The organism is Cellulomonas sp. NPDC057328, from assembly GCF_042667215.1.
Taxonomy (GTDB): Bacteria; Actinomycetota; Actinomycetes; order Actinomycetales; family Cellulomonadaceae; genus Cellulomonas.
Genome location: NZ_JBHUZW010000015.1, coordinates 21,629 through 44,025 on the forward strand (window position 1 = coordinate 21,629; position 22,397 = coordinate 44,025).

Consider the following 22,397-nt stretch of genomic DNA (forward strand, 5'->3'; position numbering starts at 1 on the left):
GCTCACCCGTGCACGCGGCGGACCCACGCGGCCGGGTCGCCGATCTCCGCGAGCGTCGGCAGCGACGTCGGCCCCGACCAGACGGCGTTGAGGCCGTCCGCCCCGGCGCGGCGCCGCACGCCGCGGACGAACGCGGCGCCGTCGCGGTACTGCGCGAGCTTGAGGTCCAGGCCCAGCAGGCGGCGCAGCACGCGCTCGACGCCGCCGGCGCGCGCCGCCTGGTCGCGCCGGCGCTCGAACGCCCGGCGGATCGCCCGCACCGACGGCACGACGCGCGGGCCGACCTCGTCCATCATCACGTCGGCGTGCCCCTCGAGCAGCGCCATGACGCCGCTGACCTCGTCGAACACCGCGCGCTGGCGGGGGCTGAGCACGTGCAGCACGCCGCCGGACCCCTCCGGGCCGGTGAGCCCGCGCGCGACCGCGGACAGCAGGTCGTCCAGGCGCGGCCCGGCGGGACGGGCCGCGCGCGCGTCGCCCGGGCGGGGCGTCAGGTCGGCGAGGTCCGACAGGAGCGCCGCCGACCGCGCGCGCAGGTGGCCCGCGAGCCACGGCGCGGCGGCGAACTGCAGCGCGTGCGTCTGCTCGTGCAGCGACACCCACAGGCGGAAGTCGTGCGGGTCGACGCCCAGCGCCCGCTCGACCTGCAGCACGTTGGGCGCGACGAGCAGCAGCCGCCCCGGCTCCCCGGGCGCGGCCGTGAACGGGTCGAACTGGCCGAGCACCTTGCCCGACAGCAGCGCGAGCACGCCGCCCGCCTGCGCGGCCGCGGCGAGCCGGGCGGCGTCCGGCACCTCGACGGCCGAGCCGTCGCTGCGGCGCGCCAGCGGGGCGGCCATCACGGCGAACATCTCGGCGTTCGCGCGGGCCCAGCGGGGCCGGTCGACGACGACGACGCGCGCCACGTCCTCGGGCCGGCGGCCGTCGGCGGGCGTCATGCCGGTCGCGTCGACGACGTGCCGTGCGGCGACGTCGGCGGACGTGCGGAGCTCGGCGACGAGCGCCTCGAGGGTGGCGCGGTCGGCGACCGGCCCGGGTGCGGCGAGCCGCCCGGCGACGCGGGCGGCCGCGTACCAGTCGACGGGTCCGGTCGTGGCGGGGTCCATCGGGTCACGGTAACCCCGCGCGCCCGCGCCGGCGGGGCGCCCGTCGTCGGCCGTCAGCGGCAGCCGCAGCCCGCGAGCGCGGTGACGAACCCGTCGACCGCCTGCCGCGCCGCGCCCTGCCCGACCCCCGGCGTCTGGTCGGCCATGACGACGAAGACCAGCTGGCGGCGCTGCGCGTCGAGCAGCGTGCCGGCCAGCGACGTCACGCCCGGCAGGCTGCCCGTCTTGGCGCGCACGAGGCCGCGCGCGGGCGACGTGGTGAACCGGTCGCCGAGCGTGCCGCTCAGCCCCGCGACCGGCATGCCGGTGGCCACGTCGCGCAGGCGCGGGTGCGCGGGGTCGGTGGTGAGGCGGGCGACGTCCGCGAGCAGCGTCGGCGACAGCGACGAGCTCACGGCCAGGCCCGACGCGTCGACGAGGCGCGCGCCGGACACGTCGACGCCGAGCGCGCCGACCGCCCGCAGCACGGCCTGCGTGCCGCCGTCGAAGCTGCCGGGCAGGCCGGCGTCCACGGCGACGAGCCGGGCGACCACCTCGGTGACCGTGTTCTCCGACGTGTCGAGGAAGAAGTGCGTGACGTCGGCGAGCGGGGCCGACTCGACGCGCGCGAGCTCGGGCCCGTCGGCGGGCTCGGTCACGCGCGTCGGCCGCCCCTCGACCGTGATCCCGACCTCCGCGAGCCGCGCCGCGAAGATCTCCGCCGCCGCGAGCGACGGGTCCGCCGCGCGCGGCGCGATCGGCCCCGGCCGCAGCTTCGCCAGGTCCACCATGAGCGGCGTGATCGGCGCCGTGAAGCCCATGTCGACGTAGTCGGGGTCCCACGTCGGGTGCTCGGCCGGGCCCGAGAACAGCGTGTCGTCGACCACCAGGCGGACCGACGTCGTCCCGCGCAGCGCGAGCGCGTCGGCGGTGCGGCGCGCGAGGTCCGCCATGCCCGCCCGTCCCTCGACCGCGTCCGGGTCGCCGACGCCCGCCGAGAGCAGCACGTCGCCGCCGCCCACGAGCGCGATGCGGTCGCCGTCGAGCGCGAGCACGCGCGTCGGCAGGGTCGCCTCGGGGTCCAGCTCCGCGAGCGCCGCCACGCCCGTGAGCAGCTTCGCCGTCGACGCCGGCACGCGGCCCGCGTCGGGCTGGTGGGCGCCGAGCACGTCGCCCGTGAGCTGGTCCACCACGACGACGCCGGCCGACGGGCCCATCCGCGGGTCCGCCACCAGGCCGTCCACCAGCGCCTGCACCGCGGCCGACGACGGCGGCGGGACCTGCGCGTCGAGGTCCGCGAGCGCCCGCGGCACCACCGCCGGCGGCAGCGCGCCGGGGGCCGTCGGGAACGGCGCCGGGTCCGGCGCCGGCGGCGCCAGGGTCACGATCCCGGGGACGACGTCGTGCGCGTCGGCCGTCGCGTACGCCCCCGCGCCGAGCACGGCGACGAGCGCGACGGTGCCCGCCACGCGGCCTGCTGTGGTCATCGTCACCCGTCCTGCCCCACGGGGCTCGGTACCGCCCCGCCGGTGCGCCACACTACTGTCCTGAGCAAGGGCGCCCGGGGAGACGACGCGCCACGGCCACCGGCGTCCCCACGAGGGCCGGCGGGTGGGGACGTGTGGAGGAAGCACTGTGGAGTTCGACGTCACGATCGAGATCCCCAAGGGGCAGCGCAACAAGTACGAGGTCGACCACGCGACGGGGCGCATCCGCCTCGACCGCATGCTCTTCACCTCGACGCGCTACCCCGACGACTACGGGTTCATCGAGGGCACCCTCGGTGAGGACGGCGACCCGCTCGACGCGCTCGTGCTCCTGGAGGAGCCGACGTTCCCGGGCTGCCTGATCCGCTGCCGCGCACTCGGCATGTTCCGCATGCGCGACGAGGCCGGGGGTGACGACAAGGTGCTGTGCGTCCCGACGGGCGACCAGCGCGCCGCCTGGCGCCAGGACATCGACGACGTGTCCGACTTCCACCGCCTCGAGATCCAGCACTTCTTCGAGGTCTACAAGGACCTCGAGCCCGGCAAGTCGGTCGAGGGCGCCCACTGGGTGGGCCGCGCCGAGGCGGAGGCCGAGATCGAGCGCTCGCGCCAGCGCGCCATCGACACCGGGTACGACACCGGCCACTGAGGCAGCCGCGCCGCCCGAGGCACCTGCCGGCCGACGACGCCACGACGCCCGGTCCGCCCACCCCGAGGGGTGCGGCGGGCCGGGCGTCGTCGTGCGTGCGGCGCCGCGTCTGCGGCGCCGGGTCGGCCGACCTCAGGGGCGACCGGCGAACGGCATCGTGCCCGACCAGCGCATCGACACCTGGCGCAGCGGCACGCCGGGCTTCGACGCCTCGACGATCTGGCCGTTGCCGGCGTAGATCGCGACGTGCGTGATCGAGTCGGGGTTGTTCGGGTTGCTGCCCCAGAAGACGAGGTCGCCCGGGCGCAGCTGGTCGTACGAGATCTTGAGGACCTGCTTGTACTGGTCGCGCGACGTGCGGTTGAGACCCACGCCCGCGGACCGCCACGCGCCCGACGTCAGGCCAGAGCAGTCGTAGCCGCCGGGGCCCGTGCCGCCCCACACGTACGGGAGGCCGATCTTGCCCTGCGCCCACGCGACGGCCGCCGCGCCGGCGGCGGCCGAGCCGCGGGAGGTGCCGGTGCCGAGGCCGTACGGCGCGCTGGGGGCGGGCGCGGGCTTGGCGGGGGCCGGTGCGGGGGCGGGCGCCGGGGCGGGGTTGGCCGGTGCCGGGTTCGCGGGTGCCGGCGCGGGGTTCGCGGGCGCCGGGTTGGCGGGCGCCGGGTTGGCGGGCGCCGGGTTGGCAGGCGCGGGGTTGGCCGGCGCGGGGTTGGCCGGCGCCGGGTTCGCGGGCGCCGGGTTGGCCGGCGCGGGGTTGCCCGCGGCGCCGCCGCCGCCGGACGGCGCCGAGGGGACGCTCACCGGGCGCAGACGCTCCGCCTGGGCGGCGGCCTCCGCGCGGGCGCGGCGCTCGGCGTCGAGGGCGTCCTGGCGGGCGCGCTCGACCTCGGCGCTCGTCTGGCGGGCCGCGGCGAGGGCGGCGATGAGGCCCTCGCGCTCGGCCTGCCCGGCGGTCAGGGAGGCGTCCGCGGCGGACTGCGCGTCCTCGGCGGCGGCGAGCGCGTCCTCGGCGCCGGCCGCGGCGGTCTCGGCGGCGGCGGCGGCCTGCGTCGACCGCTTCTGCATCGTCTCGGCGACGAGCATCGCGGCCGTGAACTCCTGCACCGCCTCGTCGGCCTTGCCGGTGGCACGGTTCAGCGCGGTGGAGCGGCGGGCGACGTCCTGGAAGCCGTCGGCCGACAGCACGGCCTCCAGCGCCTCCACCGACCCGCCGGACCGGGCGAGCTGGCGCGCGACCGCGACGAGCCGCTGCCGCGCATCCTCGGCGCGCGTGCCGGCCTCCTCCGACCGGGCGGCCGCCTCGGCGGCACGGGTCCGGGCGGCGTCCGCGTCCGCCAGCGCCTGCGCGTAGTCCTCGCCGGCGCGCTGGACGGCGACCTCGGCGGCGTCGGCCGACGCGGCGAGCTCGGCGAGCCGGACCTCCATCTGCGCGACGGAGCGCTGCGCCTGCCCGACGGCGGCGCGGGCGTCCCGGACGTCCTCCTGGCTGGGCGCGGCACCGGCGAGGCTCGCGGGCGAGGCGACCAGGCCGAGCGTCAGCAGGCCGACCGGGGCGACGCCGAGCAGCCGGCGGTGGCGCACCCACGCGGAGGGGCGGCGTCCCGTCGCGGGGACGTCGCCGGAGGTCCGGGGGGCGGTCGCGGGGAGGCCCGCGGGACCGTCGGCACGGGTCGTCGCCCGCTGCTGCTCGTCACGCACGTCGGCGACGCTACCTGCGCGTTCCCCAGGAATGAACACCTGTCACACAGGTCCCAGAAGTCACACCGCTGTGGTTCGGGAGGAACCCGGACAGACCTGCTCGGCCGACCGGGTGAACCGTCTCACGCGGTACGCCCGGCACCCGTGGACCGGGCGTCCGGACGGCCGCCGACCCACCCTCCGACGTCGAACCGGCGGTTCCACACCCATCGGCAGCCGACCTGCTGCACAACAGCCGGTTCACCATGGCCGACCGGTCCGGGAGGGACGACGAGCTGCCACGGCCGCCCGTCGTCCGTGCACCGCGAGGTCGCCTGCCCGGCGGTGAGGTCGCCGGTCCCGACCGGCGACCTCGGCGTCGAACCGGCGAAGTCGGCGGTGGAGTCGGGTGGGCGGGTGGAGGGCGGCGACGTCGGCGGGAGGGACGCCGGCGCGCGCCGCCGCGGACGGGTTCGTCCCGGTGGACGAGACGCGCGTACCGGTGGGCGGGACGGGCGGCCTACTCTCGGACGCATGTCCCGCCGAATGTGTCGCTGACCCAGCGCACGCTCGGCCGTACCCGCGGCCGGTCGCCTCGCAGCGACCGCCGCCGAGCCCCGGCTCGTCCCGTGCGCACCATCCCCCCGCGGGGCGGGCGACGGCTGCGCGCTCCCCGGGTGTCCCCCGCCCCGACCGCCGACCCCGGCGCCGTCCCCAGGAGCCCGACATGAGCAACGAGAGCTGGAGCTTCGAGACCCGTCAGATCCACGCGGGCCAGACCCCCGACGCCGCGACCGGCGCCCGCGCCCTGCCGATCTACCAGACGACGTCCTTCGTCTTCGACTCGGCCAAGCAGGCCGCCGACCGGTTCGCGCTCGCCGAGCTCGGCCCGATCTACACGCGCATCGGCAACCCCACGCAGGAGGTCGTCGAGAACCGCATCGCCGACCTCGAGGGCGGCGTCGGCGCGCTCCTCGTCGCGTCCGGCCAGGCGGCGGAGACGCTCGCGATCCTCAACGTCGCCGAGGCCGGCGACCACGTCGTCGCCAGCCCGTCCCTCTACGGCGGCACGTACAACCTGCTGCACTACACGCTGCCGAAGCTGGGCGTCGAGACGACGTTCGTCGCCGACCCGCACGACCCGCAGGCGTGGCGCGACGCCGTCCGCCCGAACACCAAGCTGTTCTTCGCCGAGACGATCCCGAACCCGCGCTCCGACGTCCTCGACATCGAGGCGGTCGCGGGCGTCGCGCACGAGGTCGGCGTGCCGCTCGTCGTCGACAACACGGTCGCGACGCCGTACCTCGTCAACCCGCTGCAGTGGGGCGCGGACGTCGTCGTGCACTCCGCGACCAAGTACCTCGGCGGGCACGGGACCGCCATAGGCGGCGTGATCGTCGACGGCGGCACGTTCGACTACGCGCAGCACCCCGAGCGGTTCCCCAACTTCAACCAGCCGGACCCGTCGTACCACGGGCTCGTGTTCGCACGGGACCTGGGCGTGGGCGGCGCGTTCGGCGCGAACCTGTCGTACGTGCTCAAGGCGCGGGTGCAGCTGCTGCGCGACCTCGGCGCCGCGATCAGCCCGTTCAACGCGTTCCTCATCGCGCAGGGCATCGAGACGCTGTCCCTGCGGCTCGAGCGGCACGTCGCCAACGCGCAGAAGGTCGCCGAGTGGCTCGAGGCGCGCGAGGACGTCGTGCGCGTGCACTACGCGGGCCTGGAGTCCAGCCCGTGGCACGCGAACCAGCTGAAGTACGCTCCCCGGGGCGCCGGTGCGGTCCTCGCGTTCGAGCTCGAGGGCGGGTCGGCGGCCGGTCAGGCGTTCGTGTCGGCGCTCGAGCTGCACTCCAACGTCGCCAACATCGGCGACGTGCGCTCGCTCGTCATCCACCCGGCGTCGACGACGCACAGCCAGCTCACCCCGCAGGAGCAGGAGCTGTCCGGCGTCACGCCGGGGCTCGTCCGCCTGGCCGTCGGCATCGAGCACGTCGACGACATCCTGGCCGACCTGGACGCCGGCTTCCGCGCCGCCAAGGGCGCCTGAGCGACCGCCACCCCGAGGAGCCCCACCGCATGACGACGCCCCGCCCCCGCCCCGGCACGCCCGCCCCGCACGACGCGTCCTCCGGACCCGTCGTGCCCGGCGGTGCGCTGCCGGGCGGCGGCGCGGTCGACGTCCCCGGAGTCGCGGCCGTCCCGGGTGTCGGGCGGCGCACCCGCCGCGGCGCGACCCTCGGCTCGCGCCGCCCGGCGACCGGCAGCCCCGTGCCCGCGACCGCCGCGTGGCGCGACGGGGACCCGGTGGGGCGCCGGCAGTTCGCCGACCTCGGCCCGTTCGCCCTCGAGTCGGGCGGGCGCCTGCCGGCGGTGCGCCTCGCGTACGAGACGTGGGGCGAGCTCGACGAGGACGGCGGCAACGCGGTGCTCGTGCTGCACGCCCTCACCGGCGACTCGCACGTGACCGGCCCGGCCGGCGAGGGGCACCCGACGGCGGGCTGGTGGCAGTCGATGGTCGGCCCCGGCGCGCCGATCGACACCGACCGCTGGTTCGTCGTCGCCCCGAACGTGCTGGGCGGCTGCCAGGGGTCGACGGGCCCGGCGTCCACCGCGCCCGACGGCCGCCCCTGGGGCAGCCGGTTCCCGCTGCTGACCGTGCGCGACCAGGTCGCGGCGGAGGTCCGGCTCGCGGACCTGCTCGGCATCGACCAGTGGGCGCTCGTCATCGGCGCGTCGATGGGCGGGCTGCGCGTGCTGGAGTGGGCGGCGTCCGCGCCGGAGCGTGTCGAGGCGTTCGCCGCGATCGCGACGTGCGCGCAGACCAGCGGCGACCAGATCGCCGGGTTCCACACGCAGCTGAGCGCGATCCGCGCGGACCCGCGGTACCGCGACGGCGACTACTACGACGCCGCCGCCGGCGACGGCCCGCACGTGGGGCTCGGCATCGCGCGGCAGATCGCGCACCAGACGTACCGGTCGGCGGCCGAGCTCGACGAGCGGTTCGGGCGCATCCCCCAGGGGGCTGAGGACCCGCTCGAGGGCGGCCGGTTCGCGGTGCAGTCGTACCTCGACCACCACGGCGACAAGCTGGCCCGGCGGTTCGACGCCAACACCTACGTCACGCTGACGCGGTCGATGATCACGCACGACCTCGGCCGCGACCGCGGCGGCGTCGAGGCGGCGCTCGCGCAGGTCACCGCGCGCGGGCTCGTCGTCGCCGTCGACTCCGACCGGCTGTTCCTGCCCGCGCAGTCCGAGCGCGTCGCGGCCGGCGTGCCCGGCGCCGGGCCGGTCCGGTACGTGCGCTCGCCGCACGGCCACGACGGCTTCCTCATCGAGGAGGACCAGGTGGGGGCGCTCGTCACCGACTTCCTGCGCGAGGGCGCGACGCACCGCTGACCCCGGTCGCGCGCCGGCCGCTAGCGTGACGGCATGCTGAGCGCCCGCGTCACCGCGTTCTCCGCCGACGACCCGCTGTCGGGCCTGGTCGTCGGGGACGCCCCCGCGCCCGACGTCGTCGCCGACCCGCCCGCCGGCTGGACGACCGTCGACGTGCGGGCCGCGTCGCTCAACCACCACGACCTGTGGTCGCTGCGGGGCGTCGGCCTGCGCGCCGAGCAGCTGCCGATGGTGCTCGGCACCGATGCGGCCGGGGTGACCGCGGACGGGCGCGAGGTCGTGGTGCACGCGGTCGTCGGCGGGCCCGACGGACGCGGCGTCGACCCCGACGAGCCGCGCACGCTGCTGTCCGAGCGGTACCCCGGCACGCTGGCCGAGCACGTCGCGGTGCCCGCGTGGAACGTCGTGCCGAAGCCGCCCGAGCTGACGTGGGTCGAGGCGGCGTGCGTGCCGACGGCGTACCTGACGGCCTACCGCATGCTGTTCCGGTCGGGCGGCGCGCAGCCCGGGCAGCGCGTCCTGGTGCAGGGCGCCGGCGGCGGGCTGGCGGTCGCGGCGGTGCAGCTCGGCGCCGCGGCGGGGCTCGAGATGGTCGTGACCGGCCGGGACGCGGGCCGGCGCGAGCGGGCGCTGGCGCTCGGGGCGGCCGCCGCGGTCGAGCCCGGGGCGCGCGCCGGACGCTTCGACGTCGTCCTCGACAGCGTCGGGAAGGCCACGTGGGAGCACTCCGTGCGCTCGGTGCGGCCCGGCGGGTGCGTCGTCGTGGCCGGCCTCACGTCCGGCGACCCCGCCCCCGCCTCGCTGACCCGCGTCTTCTTCCAGGAGATCAGCGTCGTGGGCGCGACGATGGGCACGCGCGACGAGCTCGGGCAGGTGCTCGCGTTCCTCGCGCGGACGGGCGTGCGCCCCCTCGTCGACTCGACGTACCCGCTGGCGCGCACCGCTGACGCGCTGGGCCGGATGTGGCGGGGCGAGCAGTTCGGCAAGATCGTCCTCGAGGTGTGAGGCAGAGGTCGGAGGGACCGGACGGGGGTGGACGTGGAGCCGACGACGGGCACGCCGTCCGCCGCGCCCGTCCCCGCCGCGCCGGTGCCCGCCGCGCCGGTGCCCGCCGCGCCCGAGGTGCCGGCCGGCACCGCGCCGCCCGCGTGGACGTCCGACGGCCTGCGCGCCGACCGGTGGACGCCCGACGTGCTCGGCGACGGCTTCGAGGCCCGGCTGCTGCCGCTCGCCGACGACGACGAGGGGCCGGTCGTCGCCACGCTCGTCCGGTACGTGCCCGACCCCGCGGTGCGCCCCGCGCGCGCCGTGCTGTACGTGCACGGGTGGTCGGACTACTTCTTCCAGGCGCCGCTCGCGCAGTACTGGCACGGGCTCGGCGCCGCCTTCTACGCGCTCGACCTGCGCAAGTACGGCCGGTCGCTGCGGCCGCACCAGACCCCCGGGTACGTCGACGACCTGCGCACCTACGACGAGGAGATCGCCGCGGCGCTGCGCCGGGTGCGGGCCGAGCTCGGCCCCGTCGCGCGCGTGGTGCTCATGGGCCACTCGACCGGCGGGCTGACGCTGTCGCTGTGGGCGGCGCGGCACCCCGGCACGGTCAGCGGGCTCGTCCTCAACAGCCCGTGGCTCGAGCTGCAGGGGTCGGCCGTCGCACGGCACGTCAGCGCGCCGGCGATCCACCAGATCGCGCGGTTCCAGCCGCGCGCGCCGCTGCCCAACATCGACCCCGGCTACTACGCGCGCACCATCGCGGCCGCGACGGGCGGCGAGTGGACCGTCGACGACCGGTGGCGCCCCACGCCGTCGTTCCCCGTGCGCGCCGGGTGGCTGCGGGCGGTCATCGCCGGGCACGCGACGGTCGCGCGCGGCCTCGCGATCGACGTGCCGGTGCTGACCGCGCTCTCGTCCCGCACGCTCATCAGCCCGCGCTGGACCGACGACATGCGCTCCGCCGACGTCGTCCTCGACACCGAGGCCATCGCGCGCCGCACCGTGCACCTCGGGCCGGTCAGCACGCTCGTGCGCATCCCCGGCGGCATGCACGACCTCACCCTGTCGGCGCGCCCCGCGCGCGAGCGGTTCTACGCGGAGGTCACCCGCTGGCTCACGGCGTACGGGTGGGGCTGACGGGCGCCCGCCGCACGCCGGCCGGGACGCGACCGCGTCAGAGCGTGCCCGTGGCCTCCGCGAGCGTGGGGCCGCCGTCGCCGAGCCGCCACGCACGCCAGCCGTCGACGGCCTCGACGCCCGCGACGCGCGTCGCCGCCTCGTCCGGGTCGGCGACGGTGCTGCCGTCGGGCAGCTCGATCAGGCCGTCCGGCAGGAGGATCGCCGTGAAGCGCTGACCGCGGCGCTCGCGCGCCCACACGAGGGTCGTGACGGCGCGCCGGCGCTTCGCGAGCATCGCGAGCTCCGGGTACGGCCAGCCGTCGCGGGCGGGCGCGGGGCGGTCGGTCGAGCGGTCGGCGGTGCGGTCGGTCGTGCGGTCCGCGGTGCGGTCGGTCGGAGCGGTCCGCGGGGCGCGCGCGTCGCCGGCCGTGGCGTCGGGGCGCCGGCCGTCGACGAGGAGGGCGTCGTGGCGCGGCGCGTCCGCGGGCGGGCCGTCGGCGCGGCGACCGGTCCCTGCGGGTGCGGGCGCGGCGGGGACGACGGGCGTCGGCGCGGTGTCGGCGGTGAGGTCGTCGACGTCCGCGGCGGGCGTGTCGGCGACCGGCGGCACCGCGGCGCGCAGGCCCGCGATCGGCGTGAGCGTCGGCGGGCCGGCGAGCGTCGCGGACGGCGGCTGGTCGGCGGGGTCGCGCGGCCAGTCGGCGGGGTCGCGGCGGCCGTGGCGCGGCGCGCCGCCGGTGCTCGGCGGCTCCGCGGTCGGGCCGGCGGTGCGGAACGGCAGCGGCGTCGGCTCGGTGACGCTGCCGCGCCGGCCGATCGGCGTGGGCGCGGGCGGCTCGGGGCGCGGCGGGGGCGCGACGGCGCGCAGCTCCCCGGTCGGCGGGGCCTTCCGCACGGGCGTGCCGGTACCGCGCTGGTCGTCGTAGGCCATGGCCGTCGCGAACGCCTCGCTCGAGCGGACGAGCCGCAGCGCGGTCGGCTCGACGGAGCGGCGGGAGCCCTCGTGCAGCGCCAGCGGCGACACGTCGAGCAGGCGCCGCTCGTCGCCGCGCACGACGCCGACCTGCAGCACGTCGACCTGTCGCGCGGGGCCCCGCAGGAACGCCAGGGTGTCGGCGGCCTCGGCGGCGACCTCCGAGCACAGCAGCAGCAGGCGGACGCCGTCGCGGCGGCTCGTCTGGGCACCGACCGGCACGTGCTCCCGGAACGCGGCGAAGTCCACGGCGAACCGGCCGGGGTCCGCGTGGTAGGCGCGCGCCAGGTCGGACGTCGTGAGCCGCGCGGCCGCACCGCCGCGGCGCAGGGCGGCCACGATCGCGTCGTCGTCGAGCACCTGCGCGACCTCGACGACCACGGGCCGGCCGGCGGCGTCGAGCGCGAGCAGCTCGGGCAGGTCACCGCGGTCGGCGGCGGCCGCGCGCGTGCGGACGACGAAGAGCGGCTCCCCCGCGATCGCGGCGAGGTGGTGGGTGACGAGCGCGCCGACCTCCTGCGCGAACGACCCGGCGAGCGGCTGCATCGGCTGGACGAGGCGGGGACGTCCCTCGTCGAGCTCGAAGATCGGCATGTCGCGTCCGGGCCCCTCCTGGGCACGCGCCCGCCCCCGGGCCGTGCACCGTCGCCGCGGGCGGCGCGTCCGCCTCGCGCGCCTCGCGGAGGCACCACTGTCCCACGTCGCGCCGGGCCGCGTCAGCCCGTCGAAGGGGTGGCGGTGGTCATGTCCGTCGCCGGGCGCGTCCTGCTCGGGCTGCAGTGCGGCGGGACGGTCAGTCGTCGGCGAGCAGCGCCTCGACGCGGTCCACCTTCGCCTGCATCTCGCCCGTGCGACCCGGCCGGATGTCGGCCTTGAGCACGAGGCTGACGCGGTCGCCGTGCCGCCCGACCGCCTCGGTCGCGCGCTTCACGACGTCCATCACCTCGTCCCACTCGCCCTCGAGCGTGGTGAACATGGCGTCGGTGCGGTGCGGCAGCCCGGACGCGCGGACGACGCGCAGGGCGTCGGCGACGGCCTCGGACACGGACTCGCCCGCACCGAGCGGGGCGACGGAGAAGGCGACGAGCATGCGCCCACCCTGTCGCGCGTCCACCGCCCGCGTCCACCCGGCCCCACCCCCCCGTCCCCCCACCCCGACCCGCACCCCGCGACTGCGGTACATGCGTCACGACCGCGGTGGGTGCAACACCCGCACTGGTGACGCATGTACCGCAGTCGGCGGTGGGGGGCCGGGTGGGGGCGGCGGGCGGGGCGGGTTCCCGGGGTGGGGGGTGGGTGGGGTCAGGCGTCGGTGGTGCGGCCCAGGCCCGCGCGGCGCAGGACGACGCCCACCAGCACGCCGACGACGGCGAGGGCGACGGCTGCGGCGGCCGACGTCACCGCGACGCCGTGCGTGAACGCGGCCTCGGCGGCGGCGCGGACCTGCGCGCCGACCGCGCCGGGCAGGCCCTCCGCGACCGTCACGGCGCCGCCCAGCGTCTGCCGGGCGGCGTGCGCCTGGCCGGGCTCGACGGCGTCGGGCAGCACGAGGTCCGCGCGGTAGACGGCCGACAGCACGGACCCCAGCACGGCGACGCCCAGCGAGGCGCCGAGCTCGTACGACGTCTCGGAGATGCCGGACGCCGCACCGGCGCGCTCGGGCGGGACGGACGCGAGGATCGCGTCGTTCGTGAGGGTCTCCGCGAGGCCGACACCGGCGCCGACCAGGCAGAACACCGCGACGATGCCGCCCGTGCCGACGTCCTGCGCGACCACGGCGCCGAGCGCGTAGCCCGCGACGGCGAGCAGCATGCCCGCCGGCACGAGCGCCCACCGCGGGGCCGTGCGCGCGAGCCGCACCGCCACCAGCCCGGACACGATGGACGCGACGGCCCCCGGCAGCAGCGCGGTCCCGGCCTCGCGCGGCGACAGCCCGACGACCAGCTGCAGGACCTGCGACACGACGAGCACGAGCCCCGCGAGGGCGAACGACGCCGTGAAGTTGGCGGCCACCGACGCGGAGAACACCGGCCGGCGGAACAGGCCGACGTCGAGCAGCGGCTCGGCCAGGCGCGTCTGCCGGCGCACGAACACGGCGACCAGCGCCGCACCCACGGCCAGCGCGCCCAGGCCCAGCGCGCCGACCCCGTGCCCGGCGGTCGTCTTGATGCCGTAGACGAGCGGCAGCATGCCGACGGTCGCGAGCACGACGCTCGGCACGTCGAGCCGTGCCGCCGACGGGTTGCGCGACTCCGGCAGCAGCAGCCGCCCGACGACGAGCAGCACCAGCAGCACGGGCACGTTGAGCAGGAAGATGGAGCCCCACCAGTAGTGCTCGAGCAGCCAGCCGCCGACGACGGGCCCGAGCACGGACCCGCCGGCGAACCCGGACGCCCAGATCGCGATGGCGAGGCGGCGCTGGGCGTCGTCGAGGAAGACGTTGCGCAGCAGCGACAGCGTGGACGGCATGAGCGTCGCGCCGAACACGCCGAGCAGCGCGCGGGCGGCGACGAGGTGGCCGGCGTCGGTGGCGAACGCGGCGAGCAGGCTGACGAGGCCGAAGCCCGCGGCACCGACCAGCAGCAGGCGCCGGCGGCCGACGCGGTCGCCGAGCGTGCCCATGGTGACGAGCAGGCCCGCGAGCATGAGCGGGTAGACGTCGACGATCCACAGGAGCTGGTCCGCGGACGGCGTGAGCGCGACGGAGATCTGCGGCAGCGCGAACGAGAGCACCGTGGTGTCGATCGACACCAGCAGCACGGGGAGCATGAGGACGGCGAGCGAGAGCCACTCGCGGGCGCCGGCGCGCGCAGGGACGGCGGCGAGCGGTGCGGAGGGCGTGGTCGTGTGCGTGGGCACGGTGGTTCCTGTCGTGGTCTCCCGCATGACCGGGCGGGGTCCCGGGGGACGGGCACGCGTCGCGGGTCCTGCCCCGCGACGGGCGCGACCCGAGGGCCGCGCGGCTATACCGTCCAGCCGGTACAGTACCGCCGTCGCCCTCCGCCGGGAAGGGTGACGTCGCCCACGACTACGCTCCCGGCATGTCCTCGACGCGCGACCGCATCCTCGACGCGCTCCAGGACGTGCTCCTCGAGGAGGGCCCGGCCGGCGCGACCCTCGACGTGGTCGCGCAGCGCGCGGGGGTCTCCAAGGGCGGACTGCTCTACCACTACCGCTCCAAGGACGACCTCTTCGCGGCCCTGCTCGACCGCCTCGACGCCGGCGCCGCCGCCGCGGAGGCCGCGACCCCGGCCGACCCGGTCGCGGCGGCCCGCTGGTTCCTCGAGGGCTCGCAGACCGCGGAGGGCCCGGAGGAGCGCACGATGCTGGCCGCGCTGCGCCTGCTCGGCACCTACCCGCCGGCCCGCGGGCGCATGGCGGCCTACCTCGACGGCTGGGCCGCGGGCCTGCGCCGCACGATCGACGACCCGGTGCTCTCGCGCCTCGTCCAGCTCGTCGGCGACGGCCTCTTCCTGCACGCGCTCCTGTCCGCGGGGGACACCGACCTCGACGGCCGGGTCATCGCGCACGTGCTCGGCCGGGTCGGCGGCGACTAGGTCGCCCGCGGACACCGGGTCGCCGCCCGCGGCGCGCGTACCGCCGCACCGTGGCACCGTGGCACCGTGACGGTCGCCCGTCCCGACGAACGGCAGGAGCCCCCGTGCACGTCCAGCAGATCGGCGCCGCCTACGCGGTGCCGGACCCGACCGACGCCGGCGCCTGGTTCACCGAGCACCTCGGCTTCCGCGTGCTCGTCGACCTCGGCTGGTACGTGAGCATGCAGCACCCCGACCGCGACGAGCTGCGTGTGGACCTCGTCCGCACGGACCACGAGACGTGGCCGACCGCGCCGGACGCGGTCGCGGGCGCGATGCTCGCCCTGGTCGTGGACGACGTCGACGCGGCGCACGCACGCATGGCGAGCGCCGGGGTCACCGTGCTGAAGGCGCTCGTCACCGAGCCGTGGGGCCAGCGGCGCTTCCAGGCCGCCGGCCCGGGCGGGCTGCTCGTGGAGCTCGTGCAGCCGGTGCCGGCGGACCCGGCATGGATGGCCGCGCAGGGCCTGACCGGCTGACGGCGCGGCGCCCGGCAGCGCCGCACGCCGTCCCTCACGCCGTCGGCGACCGCTCCGGCAGGTGGGCCGCCAGCAGCTCCGCGAGGTGCACGCCCTGGACGCCCGCGAGCTGGTCGGCCTGCGTGCGGCACGAGTACCCGTCGGCAAGGAAGACGTCGCCCGGCTCGGCGTCGCGCAGCGCCGGCAGCAGCGACGCCTCGGCGACGGCGACCGACACGTCGTAGTGGCCCTTCTCCATGCCGAAGTTGCCGGCCAGCCCGCAGCAGCCCGCGAGCGCGGAGAACTGCGCGCCCGCCGCGGTGAGCAGGCGGCGGTCCGCGGTGTACGTCATCACGGAGTGGTGGTGGCAGTGCGGCTGCACGACCGCCGTGACGTCCGACAGGTCCGGCGGCGACCAGCGGTCGCCCGGCCCGACGGGCGCCGGGGCCGTCAGCAGCTCGGCGAGCGTGCGCGTCTCGCGGGCGACCGCGACGGCGCGCGGGTCGTCCGGGAGCAGGTCGAGCAGGTCGCTGCGCAGCACGGCGGTGCAGGACGGCTCGAGCCCGACGATCGGCACGCCGTTGACGGCGAACGGCCCGAGCACCCCGAGCAGGTGCGACAGGCGCTTGCGGGCGCCGTCGAGCTGGCCGGTGCTGATCCACGTGAGGCCGCAGCAGGCGTCGTGGTCGGGGACCAGCACGTCGTAGCCCGCGTCGCGCAGCACGCGCACGGCGGCGTGCGGCACGGAGGGCGACAGCGTGTCGCTGAACGAGTCGGTCCACAGCACGACGGGCGGGCGGCGGCCACCGGACGTCGCGCCCTCGGGCACGGTCGGCACGCCGTCGGCGTCCGCTCCCCGGACGACGCGCACGTCGCCCGAGCGGGCACCGGCCGTGCGCGACCACGCGCGGAACGGCACGGGCGCGAACGTGACCATCTTCCGCCGCGTGTCCATGCCGCCCGCGGCGAGCACCGCCTTCGCGAGCGGGCGGACGCGCAGCACGGCGTTCGCGAGCGACGCGACCCCCGGCAGGCCGGTGACGAGCCGCGCCCACCGCGGCAGCCACCCGAGCGCGTAGTGGTTCACCGGCCGCACCTTGCCGCGGTACGTGCGGTGCAGGACCTCGGCCTTGTACTGCGCCATGTCGACGCCCGCCGGGCAGTCGGACGAGCACGCCTTGCAGCTCAGGCACAGGTCGAGCACGTCGTGCACCTCGGGCGACGACCAGCCCTGCGTGACGAGCGAGCCGTTGGCCATCTCCTGGAGCACGCGGGCGCGGCCGCGGGTCGAGTCCTTCTCGTCCTTCGTCGCCAGGTACGACGGGCACATGAAGCCGCCCGTCGCGCGCGTGTCCGCGCGGCACTTGCCGACGCCCACGCAGCGGTGCACGGCCGTCGTCATGTCGCCGCCGTCGTGCGCGAACGAGAACCCGCCCTGCCCGGCCAGGAGCGAGCGCGCCGCCGGGCGGCGCAGGTCGGCGTCGAGCGGGTCCGGCCGCACGAGGACGCCGGGGTTGAGCAGGTCGCGCGGGTCGAAGAGGTCCTTCACGGCGCCGAACAGGTCGATCGCGCGCTGCGAGTACATGACGGGCAGCAGCTCGGAGCGCGCGCGCCCGTCGCCGTGCTCGCCCGACAGCGACCCGCCGTGCGCGGCCACCAGCCGGGCGGCGTCCTCCATGAACGCGCGCAGCGGCCGGCCCGACTCCGCCATCGGCATGTCGATGCGCAGGTGGACGCAGCCGTCGCCGAAGTGCCCGTACGCGAGCCCGTCGACGCGGTGGTCCGCCATGAGCGCCTCGAGCTCGCGCAGGTACCCGCCGAGCCGCTCCGGCGGCACCGCGGAGTCCTCGAAGCCGGGCCACGCCTGCTCCCCCGCGGGCGTGCGCCCGCCGAGGCCGGCGCCGTCCTCGCGGATGCGCCACATCGCGGCGGCCTGCGGACCGGGCGGGAAGACGCCGACGGCGTCGGTGCCCGCGTCGGCGGCCAGCGCGCGCGCCGTCGCGAGCGCCGCGTGGAGGGTGTCCCCACCGACCTCGACCATGAGCCAGCCGGCGCCCGGCGGCAGGTCCGGCACCGCGGACGCGCCCTTGACGCGCCGCACGACGTCGACGAGCCGCGCGTCCATGCCCTCGATCGCGAGCGGCCGGTGCGCGAGCAGCGCGGGGACGGCGTCGGCGGCGGCCGGCATGTCGGGGTAGCCGAGCACGACGAGCACGGGCGCCGACGGCACCGGCACGAGCCGCACGGTCGCGCCGAGCAGCGTGACCAGCGTGCCCTCGGTGCCGACGAGCATCTTCGCCAGGTCGGTGCCGTTCTCGGGCAGCAGGTGCTCCAGCGAGTAGCCGGACACCTGCCGCGTGAACCGGCCGAGCTCGGTGCGGATGACCTCCAGGCCCCCGCGGACGAGACCGTCCAGCCCCGGCACGACGTCCAGCGCGCCGGTCCCGGCGCGCGCGGTGAAGCGCCGTCCCGTGCCGTCGACGACGTCGAGGTCCACCACGTTGTCCGCGGTGCGCCCGAACGCGACGGCGCGCGGGCCGCACGCGTTGTTGCCGATCATCCCGCCGAGCGTCGCGCGGGCCTGCGTCGACGGGTCGGGCCCGAACCGCAGGCCGAACGGCGCCGCCTCGCGCTGCAGGTGCGCCATGACGACACCCGGCTCGACGCGCGCGGTCCGCGCCTCGGGGTCGATCTCCAGCACGCGGTTCACGTGCCGGGAGAAGTCGAGGACGATGCCCTGGCCGACCGCGTTGCCGGCGACCGACGTCCCGCCGCCGCGCGACGTCAGCGGCGTGCCCGTCTCGCGCGCGACCTGCAGCGCCGCGAGCACGTCGTCGGGGTCCTGCGGGAAGACCACGACCTGCGGCACCACGCGGTAGTTCGACGCGTCGGTGGAGTACTCGGCCCGCCGGCGGGTCGTGTCGTCCACCGCGCCGCGGACGGCCCCGCGCAGCGCGTGCACCACGTCCCGGACGTCCGCACCGGGCCTCTCGGTCGTCACAGCCACGGGCGGCAGTGTCGCACCCCGCGCCCGGGACCCGCGTCGGGCGTCCGCCCGCGCGGCCCCCGGGCCGGGGTGCGGTGCGTCAGGACTCGAGCTGCGCGTCCAGCGTGATGTCCGTGCCCGTGAGCGCCTTGCTCACCGGGCAGGTGGCCTTCGCGGCCTCGGCCGCCTCGCGGAAGCCGTCCGCGTCGATGCCGGGGACCTCGCCACGCAGCGTGATCGCGATGCCCGAGATGCGGAAGCCGCCGGCCGGGTCGGGCGACAGCGTGAAGTCGGCCGTCACGTCGAGCGACTCGGGCGTGTGGCCCTTCTCGCCGAGCAGCGCGGACAGCTGCATCGCGAAGCAGGACGAGTGCGCGGCCGCGACGAGCTCCTCGGGGCTCGTGGTGCCGCCGGCCTCGTCGGCCGCGCGCCTGGGGAAGGAGACGTGGTAGGTGCCGACGCCGGAGCTCGTGAGCTCGACCTGGCCGCTGCCCTCCTGCAGGGAGCCGTTCCAGGCGGTGCGGGCGGTACGCGTGGGCATGTGCGCTCCTCGGTTGTCGTGCCGGGATGTGGCCGGTCGTGGCCGGGACCGCCGGTGGCGGCCCGCCGGGGGCGCGCGGCGCACGCCCCCGCGTCCAACCTAGGAGCCCGGCGCGGGTGCGCGCGAGGTGTCGGCGGCGCGGGGCCGGTCCGCGCGCGGTGTCAGCGGGCGCGCTCGAGGTGCGCGGACACGACGTGCGTCGGCGCGCCCGCCTCCCGCAGCGCCCACGCCGCGCGCGCGTGCAGCGCCCGGCGCTCCTCCTCCTCCAGCCCGGCGTACAGCGACGAGCGCACCAGGTCGTGCCGGAAGACGAGCCGGTCGCCGCGCGCATGCACGACGCCCGCGGCGAGCCCGTGCCGCAGCGTGCGCCAGCACTCGGTGACGGGCTCCCCGGACAGCGCGGCGAGGTCCCCGACGACGAACGACGTGCCCAGCACCGACGCCTGGCCGAGCATCGTCAGCACGTGCGCGCCGAGGTGTGCCACGTGGGCCCGGCCCACCCGGTCGAGGTCGTCGAGCCACCCGCTGCCGACGGCCTCGACGACGCCGCCGCGCTGCTCCAGCACGCCGCACGCCTGCGCGGTGCGCACGACGTCGACGACGAGCCGCGGGTTGCCGCCCGTCGTCGCGAGCACGCCGCGCAGGCGCGGGCCGACCTTGGCGTGCAGCAGCGACTGCGCGAGCTCGACGGTCGCCGCCGGGCCGAGCGGCCGCAGCTCCACGTACCGGGCACCGGCGCGCGTCCAGGCCGCGACGAGCACCGCGAGCTCCTCGCGGTGCGGCACGGCACGCGTCGTCATCACCGTCAACGCGTGCGGCAGCGTGCCCTCGCCCGCCAGGTCGGCGAGCAGGCGCAGCGAGCACGCGTCGGCCAGGTGCAGGTCCTCGAGCACGAGCACCCACGCGCCGTGCTCGCCGTGCCGGCGCACGAGCGCGGCGAACAGCTCGTCGGCGCGCGCGTAGCGCTTGGGGGCGTCGGCGCGGTCGGCCGGCAGCACGTCGAGGAGGTCGGCGAGCTCGGTGACGACCGGCCCGCGGGACTCGCCCGGGCGGGCGCCGCGCCCGCCCGCCGGGCCCAGCAGGGCGTCGGAGAGCAGCGCGTACGGCGGCGCGGACGGGCCGACGGCGCGTCCGGTGCGGACCTCGAGCCCGAGCAGGTCGGCCGTGCGCTGCAGCGCCTCGACCAGGCGGGTGCGCCCCACGCCCGGCTCGCCCTCGAGGAGCACGGTGACGCCCTCGCCGGCCGTCGCGCCGGACAGCAGCGCGTCCAGGTCGTCGAGCTCGGCGGCCCGGCCGACCAACGGCTCGTCCCGGGCGGACGGGGGCGTCGCGGTCATACCGCGATCGTAGGACCGCGGAGCCGTGACCTCCCTGCTCAGCCCACGTACTCCCAGTGCCACGGCTCGGGCTTGCTGCCGCCGGCGCGGGCCCACTCGGGCAGCGTCCAGTCGTGCGCGGGAGCGTTCTCGCGCATCCACACGTGCTCCGCCGTGCCGAACGACTGCACCGCGCCGCCCAGGTCCACGGCCACACCCATGCCGTGGTTCGACGTGCCGGGGCGGGCGCACAGCGAGCCCTTGTTGGCGCGGCACGCGACCTGCTGGGAGTAGGAGCGGTAGGAGTCGGAGACCTGCAGGTGCTTGCCGAACCGCGCGGCGAACGCGGCGTCGAGGGCGTCGAGGGACTCGGCGGCGTCGCAGCGCAGCCGCACCGACTCGGCGAACGAGACGCCGCACAGCGCCGACTCGGGCACCTGGCCGTTCGCGTAGCCCTGCAGCGACGCCTTCCACGCGGCGCGCCTGGCGGCCTGCTCGGCGGCGACGCGGGCGGCCTCGTCGGCGGCGGCCTGGGCGGCCGCGGCCTCGGCGCGCTTCTGCTCGGCGGACGCCTTCGCGGCGTCGGACGCGCGGGCGACGCGCTCGAGGGCCTCGCGCAGCGGCTCGGTGGCCGGGTCGCCGGAGTCCGGGACGGTGGTGGTGGCCGGGGCCTGCCCGGTCAGCGTGGCGTCGGCGGCGGCGGGGTCCGCGGGGGCGTCCGTGGCGGCCTCGGCGGCCGGGTCGGCGGGGACGGCGGTCGGGTCGGCCGACGCGGTCGGCGACGCGCCGTCGGCCGTGGGCGACGCGGTCGGCGTGCCGCCGTCGTCCTGCGCCGCACCCTCGGGCTCCGCCCCGCCGTCACGCTGCGCGGACCGGGAGACGGTCCCGTCGCGGTCGGCGAGCGGGTCGGTGGGCGTCAGCGGTGCGACGTCGACGGACGCGATGGCGGCCTGCAGCTCGGCCGTCGCGGCGTCGAGCTCGGCGATCACCTCGGGGGCGACGGCGACCTGCTCGGCCTCGGCGCGCACGGCGGACGCCTGCTCGATCGCGCCGGACGCGACCTCGACGGCCTCGGACCGCAGCTGCTCGGTGCGGACCAGCGCGGCGCGCTCCTCGGCGTGCCGCGCGAGGGTGGCCTCGTCGCGACCGTCGGCGAGGAGCGACGCGGGCGGCTCCTCGGCGGTCGCGGTCACGACGACGGCGCCGGTGCTGAGCACGAGGCCCACGGCGACGGCACCCTGCGCGAGGCGTGCGGGCAGGGGGGTGCTCCGCCCCTCGGGGAGGCGGAGGACGATCGGCTGACGGCGCGGAGCGGCATGCCTGCCGCCCGACCGACGCCGACGGCTCGGCAATCTGTCACTCACACGCAACACGTTAAGTGTGTCGGACGCGCGACCTGAACACTTGAGCCCGAACCGGTGTGGTGATCTCGTGCACATCCTGTTACGCGGCCGTCACACCGAGCGCAGGCCCGGGGCACTACGCTCTCCCCGTGCCCGACCTGGACGCGCCGCCAACTTCCCCCGGGAGCCTCTCGACCCCGGTCAGCGCCCCGCCGACCCTGCAGCCGGTTCAGCAGCCCGCCGCGCAGCCGGCCCCGCAGGCCGACGGCGGCGGGCTCGACGACCTCTACGACATCGCGCGGCTCGCCCGCCGGCTCGGGGTCGAGCACGCGACGATCCGCGTGTGGCTGTCCCGCAAGGTGCCGTGGCTGCCCCCGCCCGACGGCCGGCTGAACGGCGGCGCCGTGTGGCGCGCGTCCACCCTCGAGGGCGTCGAGGAGCGGCGGTTCCGCCGCCGCCCCGGTCGCAAGCCCCGCTTCGTCACGGCACCGGCCGCCGCGGACGTCCCGCGCACCGGGCCGCTCACGGGGCAGATCCCGATCGTCGAGCCGGCCGCGCGCACGGCCGCCGTCGCGGCCGTCGCCGCCGCCACCGGGCAGATCCCCGTGGTGCCGGTCGCGGCCACGTCCGCGCACGTCGCGGCGATGACGGGCCAGATCCCCGTGGTGCAGCGCCGCGGCCGCCACGCTGCGCTCACCGGCTCCGTGCCGGTCGTCGCACCGCGCACCGACGCGGTGACGTGACCGTCGACCTGACCGGACCGTCGACCTGACCG

At 77.5% G+C, this 22,397-nt stretch carries 18 protein-coding genes; 8 read left to right on the forward strand and 10 right to left on the reverse strand.

Annotated elements, in window-relative coordinates:
- Positions 1–2: 2 nt before the first annotated feature.
- The gene (locus ACFUMH_RS04790) at positions 3–1,106 is read right to left on the reverse strand and encodes a zinc-dependent metalloprotease (protein ID WP_378201190.1); all 1,104 of its coding nucleotides are present in this window, start codon (positions 1,104–1,106) and stop codon (positions 3–5) included.
- 53 nt (positions 1,107–1,159) lie between these two features.
- On the reverse strand, positions 1,160–2,572 hold the full coding sequence (gene dacB, locus ACFUMH_RS04795) for a D-alanyl-D-alanine carboxypeptidase/D-alanyl-D-alanine-endopeptidase (protein ID WP_378201192.1): 1,413 nt from the start codon (positions 2,570–2,572) through the stop codon (positions 1,160–1,162).
- Between the two features lie 148 nt (positions 2,573–2,720).
- Here dacB and ACFUMH_RS04800 point away from each other — a divergent pair, with 148 nt between their 5' ends.
- Complete coding sequence (locus tag ACFUMH_RS04800; protein ID WP_135975607.1) at positions 2,721–3,221, forward strand: inorganic diphosphatase; 501 nt, start codon at positions 2,721–2,723, stop codon at positions 3,219–3,221.
- A 132-nt stretch (positions 3,222–3,353) separates the two neighbouring features.
- On the opposite strand, the gene ACFUMH_RS04805 is transcribed toward ACFUMH_RS04800, so the two are convergent.
- On the reverse strand, positions 3,354–4,919 hold the full coding sequence (locus ACFUMH_RS04805; RefSeq protein ID WP_378201197.1) for an NlpC/P60 family protein: 1,566 nt from the start codon (positions 4,917–4,919) through the stop codon (positions 3,354–3,356).
- A 706-nt stretch (positions 4,920–5,625) separates the two neighbouring features.
- Between ACFUMH_RS04805 and ACFUMH_RS04810 the strand changes: the two genes are divergently transcribed.
- The 4 genes from ACFUMH_RS04810 (at position 5,626) to ACFUMH_RS04825 (ending at position 10,427) form a co-directional block, all read left to right on the forward strand.
- Positions 5,626–6,945 carry a bifunctional o-acetylhomoserine/o-acetylserine sulfhydrylase gene (locus ACFUMH_RS04810; protein WP_378201200.1) on the forward strand — a complete coding sequence of 440 codons (1,320 nt, stop codon included), beginning with the start codon at positions 5,626–5,628 and terminating at the stop codon, positions 6,943–6,945.
- A gap of 29 nt (positions 6,946–6,974) precedes the next feature.
- Positions 6,975–8,297 carry a homoserine O-acetyltransferase gene (locus ACFUMH_RS04815; protein ID WP_378201203.1) on the forward strand — a complete coding sequence of 441 codons (1,323 nt, stop codon included), beginning with the start codon at positions 6,975–6,977 and terminating at the stop codon, positions 8,295–8,297.
- A 33-nt stretch (positions 8,298–8,330) separates the two neighbouring features.
- A complete protein-coding gene (locus ACFUMH_RS04820; RefSeq protein WP_378201206.1) occupies positions 8,331–9,302 on the forward strand; it encodes a zinc-binding dehydrogenase in 972 nt (323 codons plus the stop codon).
- 117 nt (positions 9,303–9,419) lie between these two features.
- Positions 9,420–10,427: an alpha/beta hydrolase gene (locus ACFUMH_RS04825; protein WP_378201267.1), complete on the forward strand. Its 1,008-nt coding sequence runs from the start codon at positions 9,420–9,422 to the stop codon at positions 10,425–10,427.
- Between the two features lie 37 nt (positions 10,428–10,464).
- Here ACFUMH_RS04825 and ACFUMH_RS04830 read toward each other — a convergent pair whose 3' ends face one another.
- The 3 genes from ACFUMH_RS04830 to ACFUMH_RS04840 all read right to left on the reverse strand — a co-directional run bounded on the left by ACFUMH_RS04830 (position 10,465) and on the right by ACFUMH_RS04840 (position 14,268).
- Entirely contained in the window at positions 10,465–11,976 is a 1,512-nt protein-coding gene (locus tag ACFUMH_RS04830) for a hypothetical protein (RefSeq protein ID WP_378201209.1), read from the reverse strand.
- A gap of 199 nt (positions 11,977–12,175) precedes the next feature.
- Entirely contained in the window at positions 12,176–12,472 is a 297-nt protein-coding gene (locus tag ACFUMH_RS04835; RefSeq protein WP_378201212.1) for an MTH1187 family thiamine-binding protein, read from the reverse strand.
- A gap of 212 nt (positions 12,473–12,684) precedes the next feature.
- Entirely contained in the window at positions 12,685–14,268 is a 1,584-nt protein-coding gene (locus ACFUMH_RS04840; RefSeq protein WP_378201215.1) for an MFS transporter, read from the reverse strand.
- 155 nt (positions 14,269–14,423) lie between these two features.
- Here ACFUMH_RS04840 and ACFUMH_RS04845 point away from each other — a divergent pair, with 155 nt between their 5' ends.
- Positions 14,424–14,939 (forward strand): TetR/AcrR family transcriptional regulator, encoded by a 516-nt coding sequence (locus ACFUMH_RS04845; RefSeq protein WP_378201218.1) that lies wholly within the window; start codon positions 14,424–14,426, stop codon positions 14,937–14,939.
- A 104-nt stretch (positions 14,940–15,043) separates the two neighbouring features.
- A complete protein-coding gene (locus tag ACFUMH_RS04850) occupies positions 15,044–15,457 on the forward strand; it encodes a VOC family protein (RefSeq protein WP_378201221.1) in 414 nt (137 codons plus the stop codon).
- 34 nt (positions 15,458–15,491) lie between these two features.
- On the opposite strand, the gene ACFUMH_RS04855 is transcribed toward ACFUMH_RS04850, so the two are convergent.
- The 4 genes from ACFUMH_RS04855 to ACFUMH_RS04870 all read right to left on the reverse strand — a co-directional run bounded on the left by ACFUMH_RS04855 (position 15,492) and on the right by ACFUMH_RS04870 (position 21,505).
- The gene (locus tag ACFUMH_RS04855) at positions 15,492–18,443 is read right to left on the reverse strand and encodes an FAD-binding and (Fe-S)-binding domain-containing protein (protein ID WP_378201224.1); all 2,952 of its coding nucleotides are present in this window, start codon (positions 18,441–18,443) and stop codon (positions 15,492–15,494) included.
- Positions 18,444–18,522: 79 nt separating this feature from the next.
- A complete protein-coding gene (locus ACFUMH_RS04860; RefSeq protein WP_378201228.1) occupies positions 18,523–18,963 on the reverse strand; it encodes an OsmC family protein in 441 nt (146 codons plus the stop codon).
- Between the two features lie 161 nt (positions 18,964–19,124).
- The gene (locus ACFUMH_RS04865; protein WP_378201231.1) at positions 19,125–20,300 is read right to left on the reverse strand and encodes an AAA family ATPase; all 1,176 of its coding nucleotides are present in this window, start codon (positions 20,298–20,300) and stop codon (positions 19,125–19,127) included.
- Between the two features lie 38 nt (positions 20,301–20,338).
- A complete protein-coding gene (locus tag ACFUMH_RS04870; RefSeq protein ID WP_378201234.1) occupies positions 20,339–21,505 on the reverse strand; it encodes a D-alanyl-D-alanine carboxypeptidase family protein in 1,167 nt (388 codons plus the stop codon).
- Positions 21,506–21,771: 266 nt separating this feature from the next.
- Between ACFUMH_RS04870 and ACFUMH_RS04875 the strand changes: the two genes are divergently transcribed.
- Entirely contained in the window at positions 21,772–22,365 is a 594-nt protein-coding gene (locus ACFUMH_RS04875) for a hypothetical protein (RefSeq protein ID WP_378201237.1), read from the forward strand.
- Positions 22,366–22,397 lie beyond the last annotated feature (32 nt).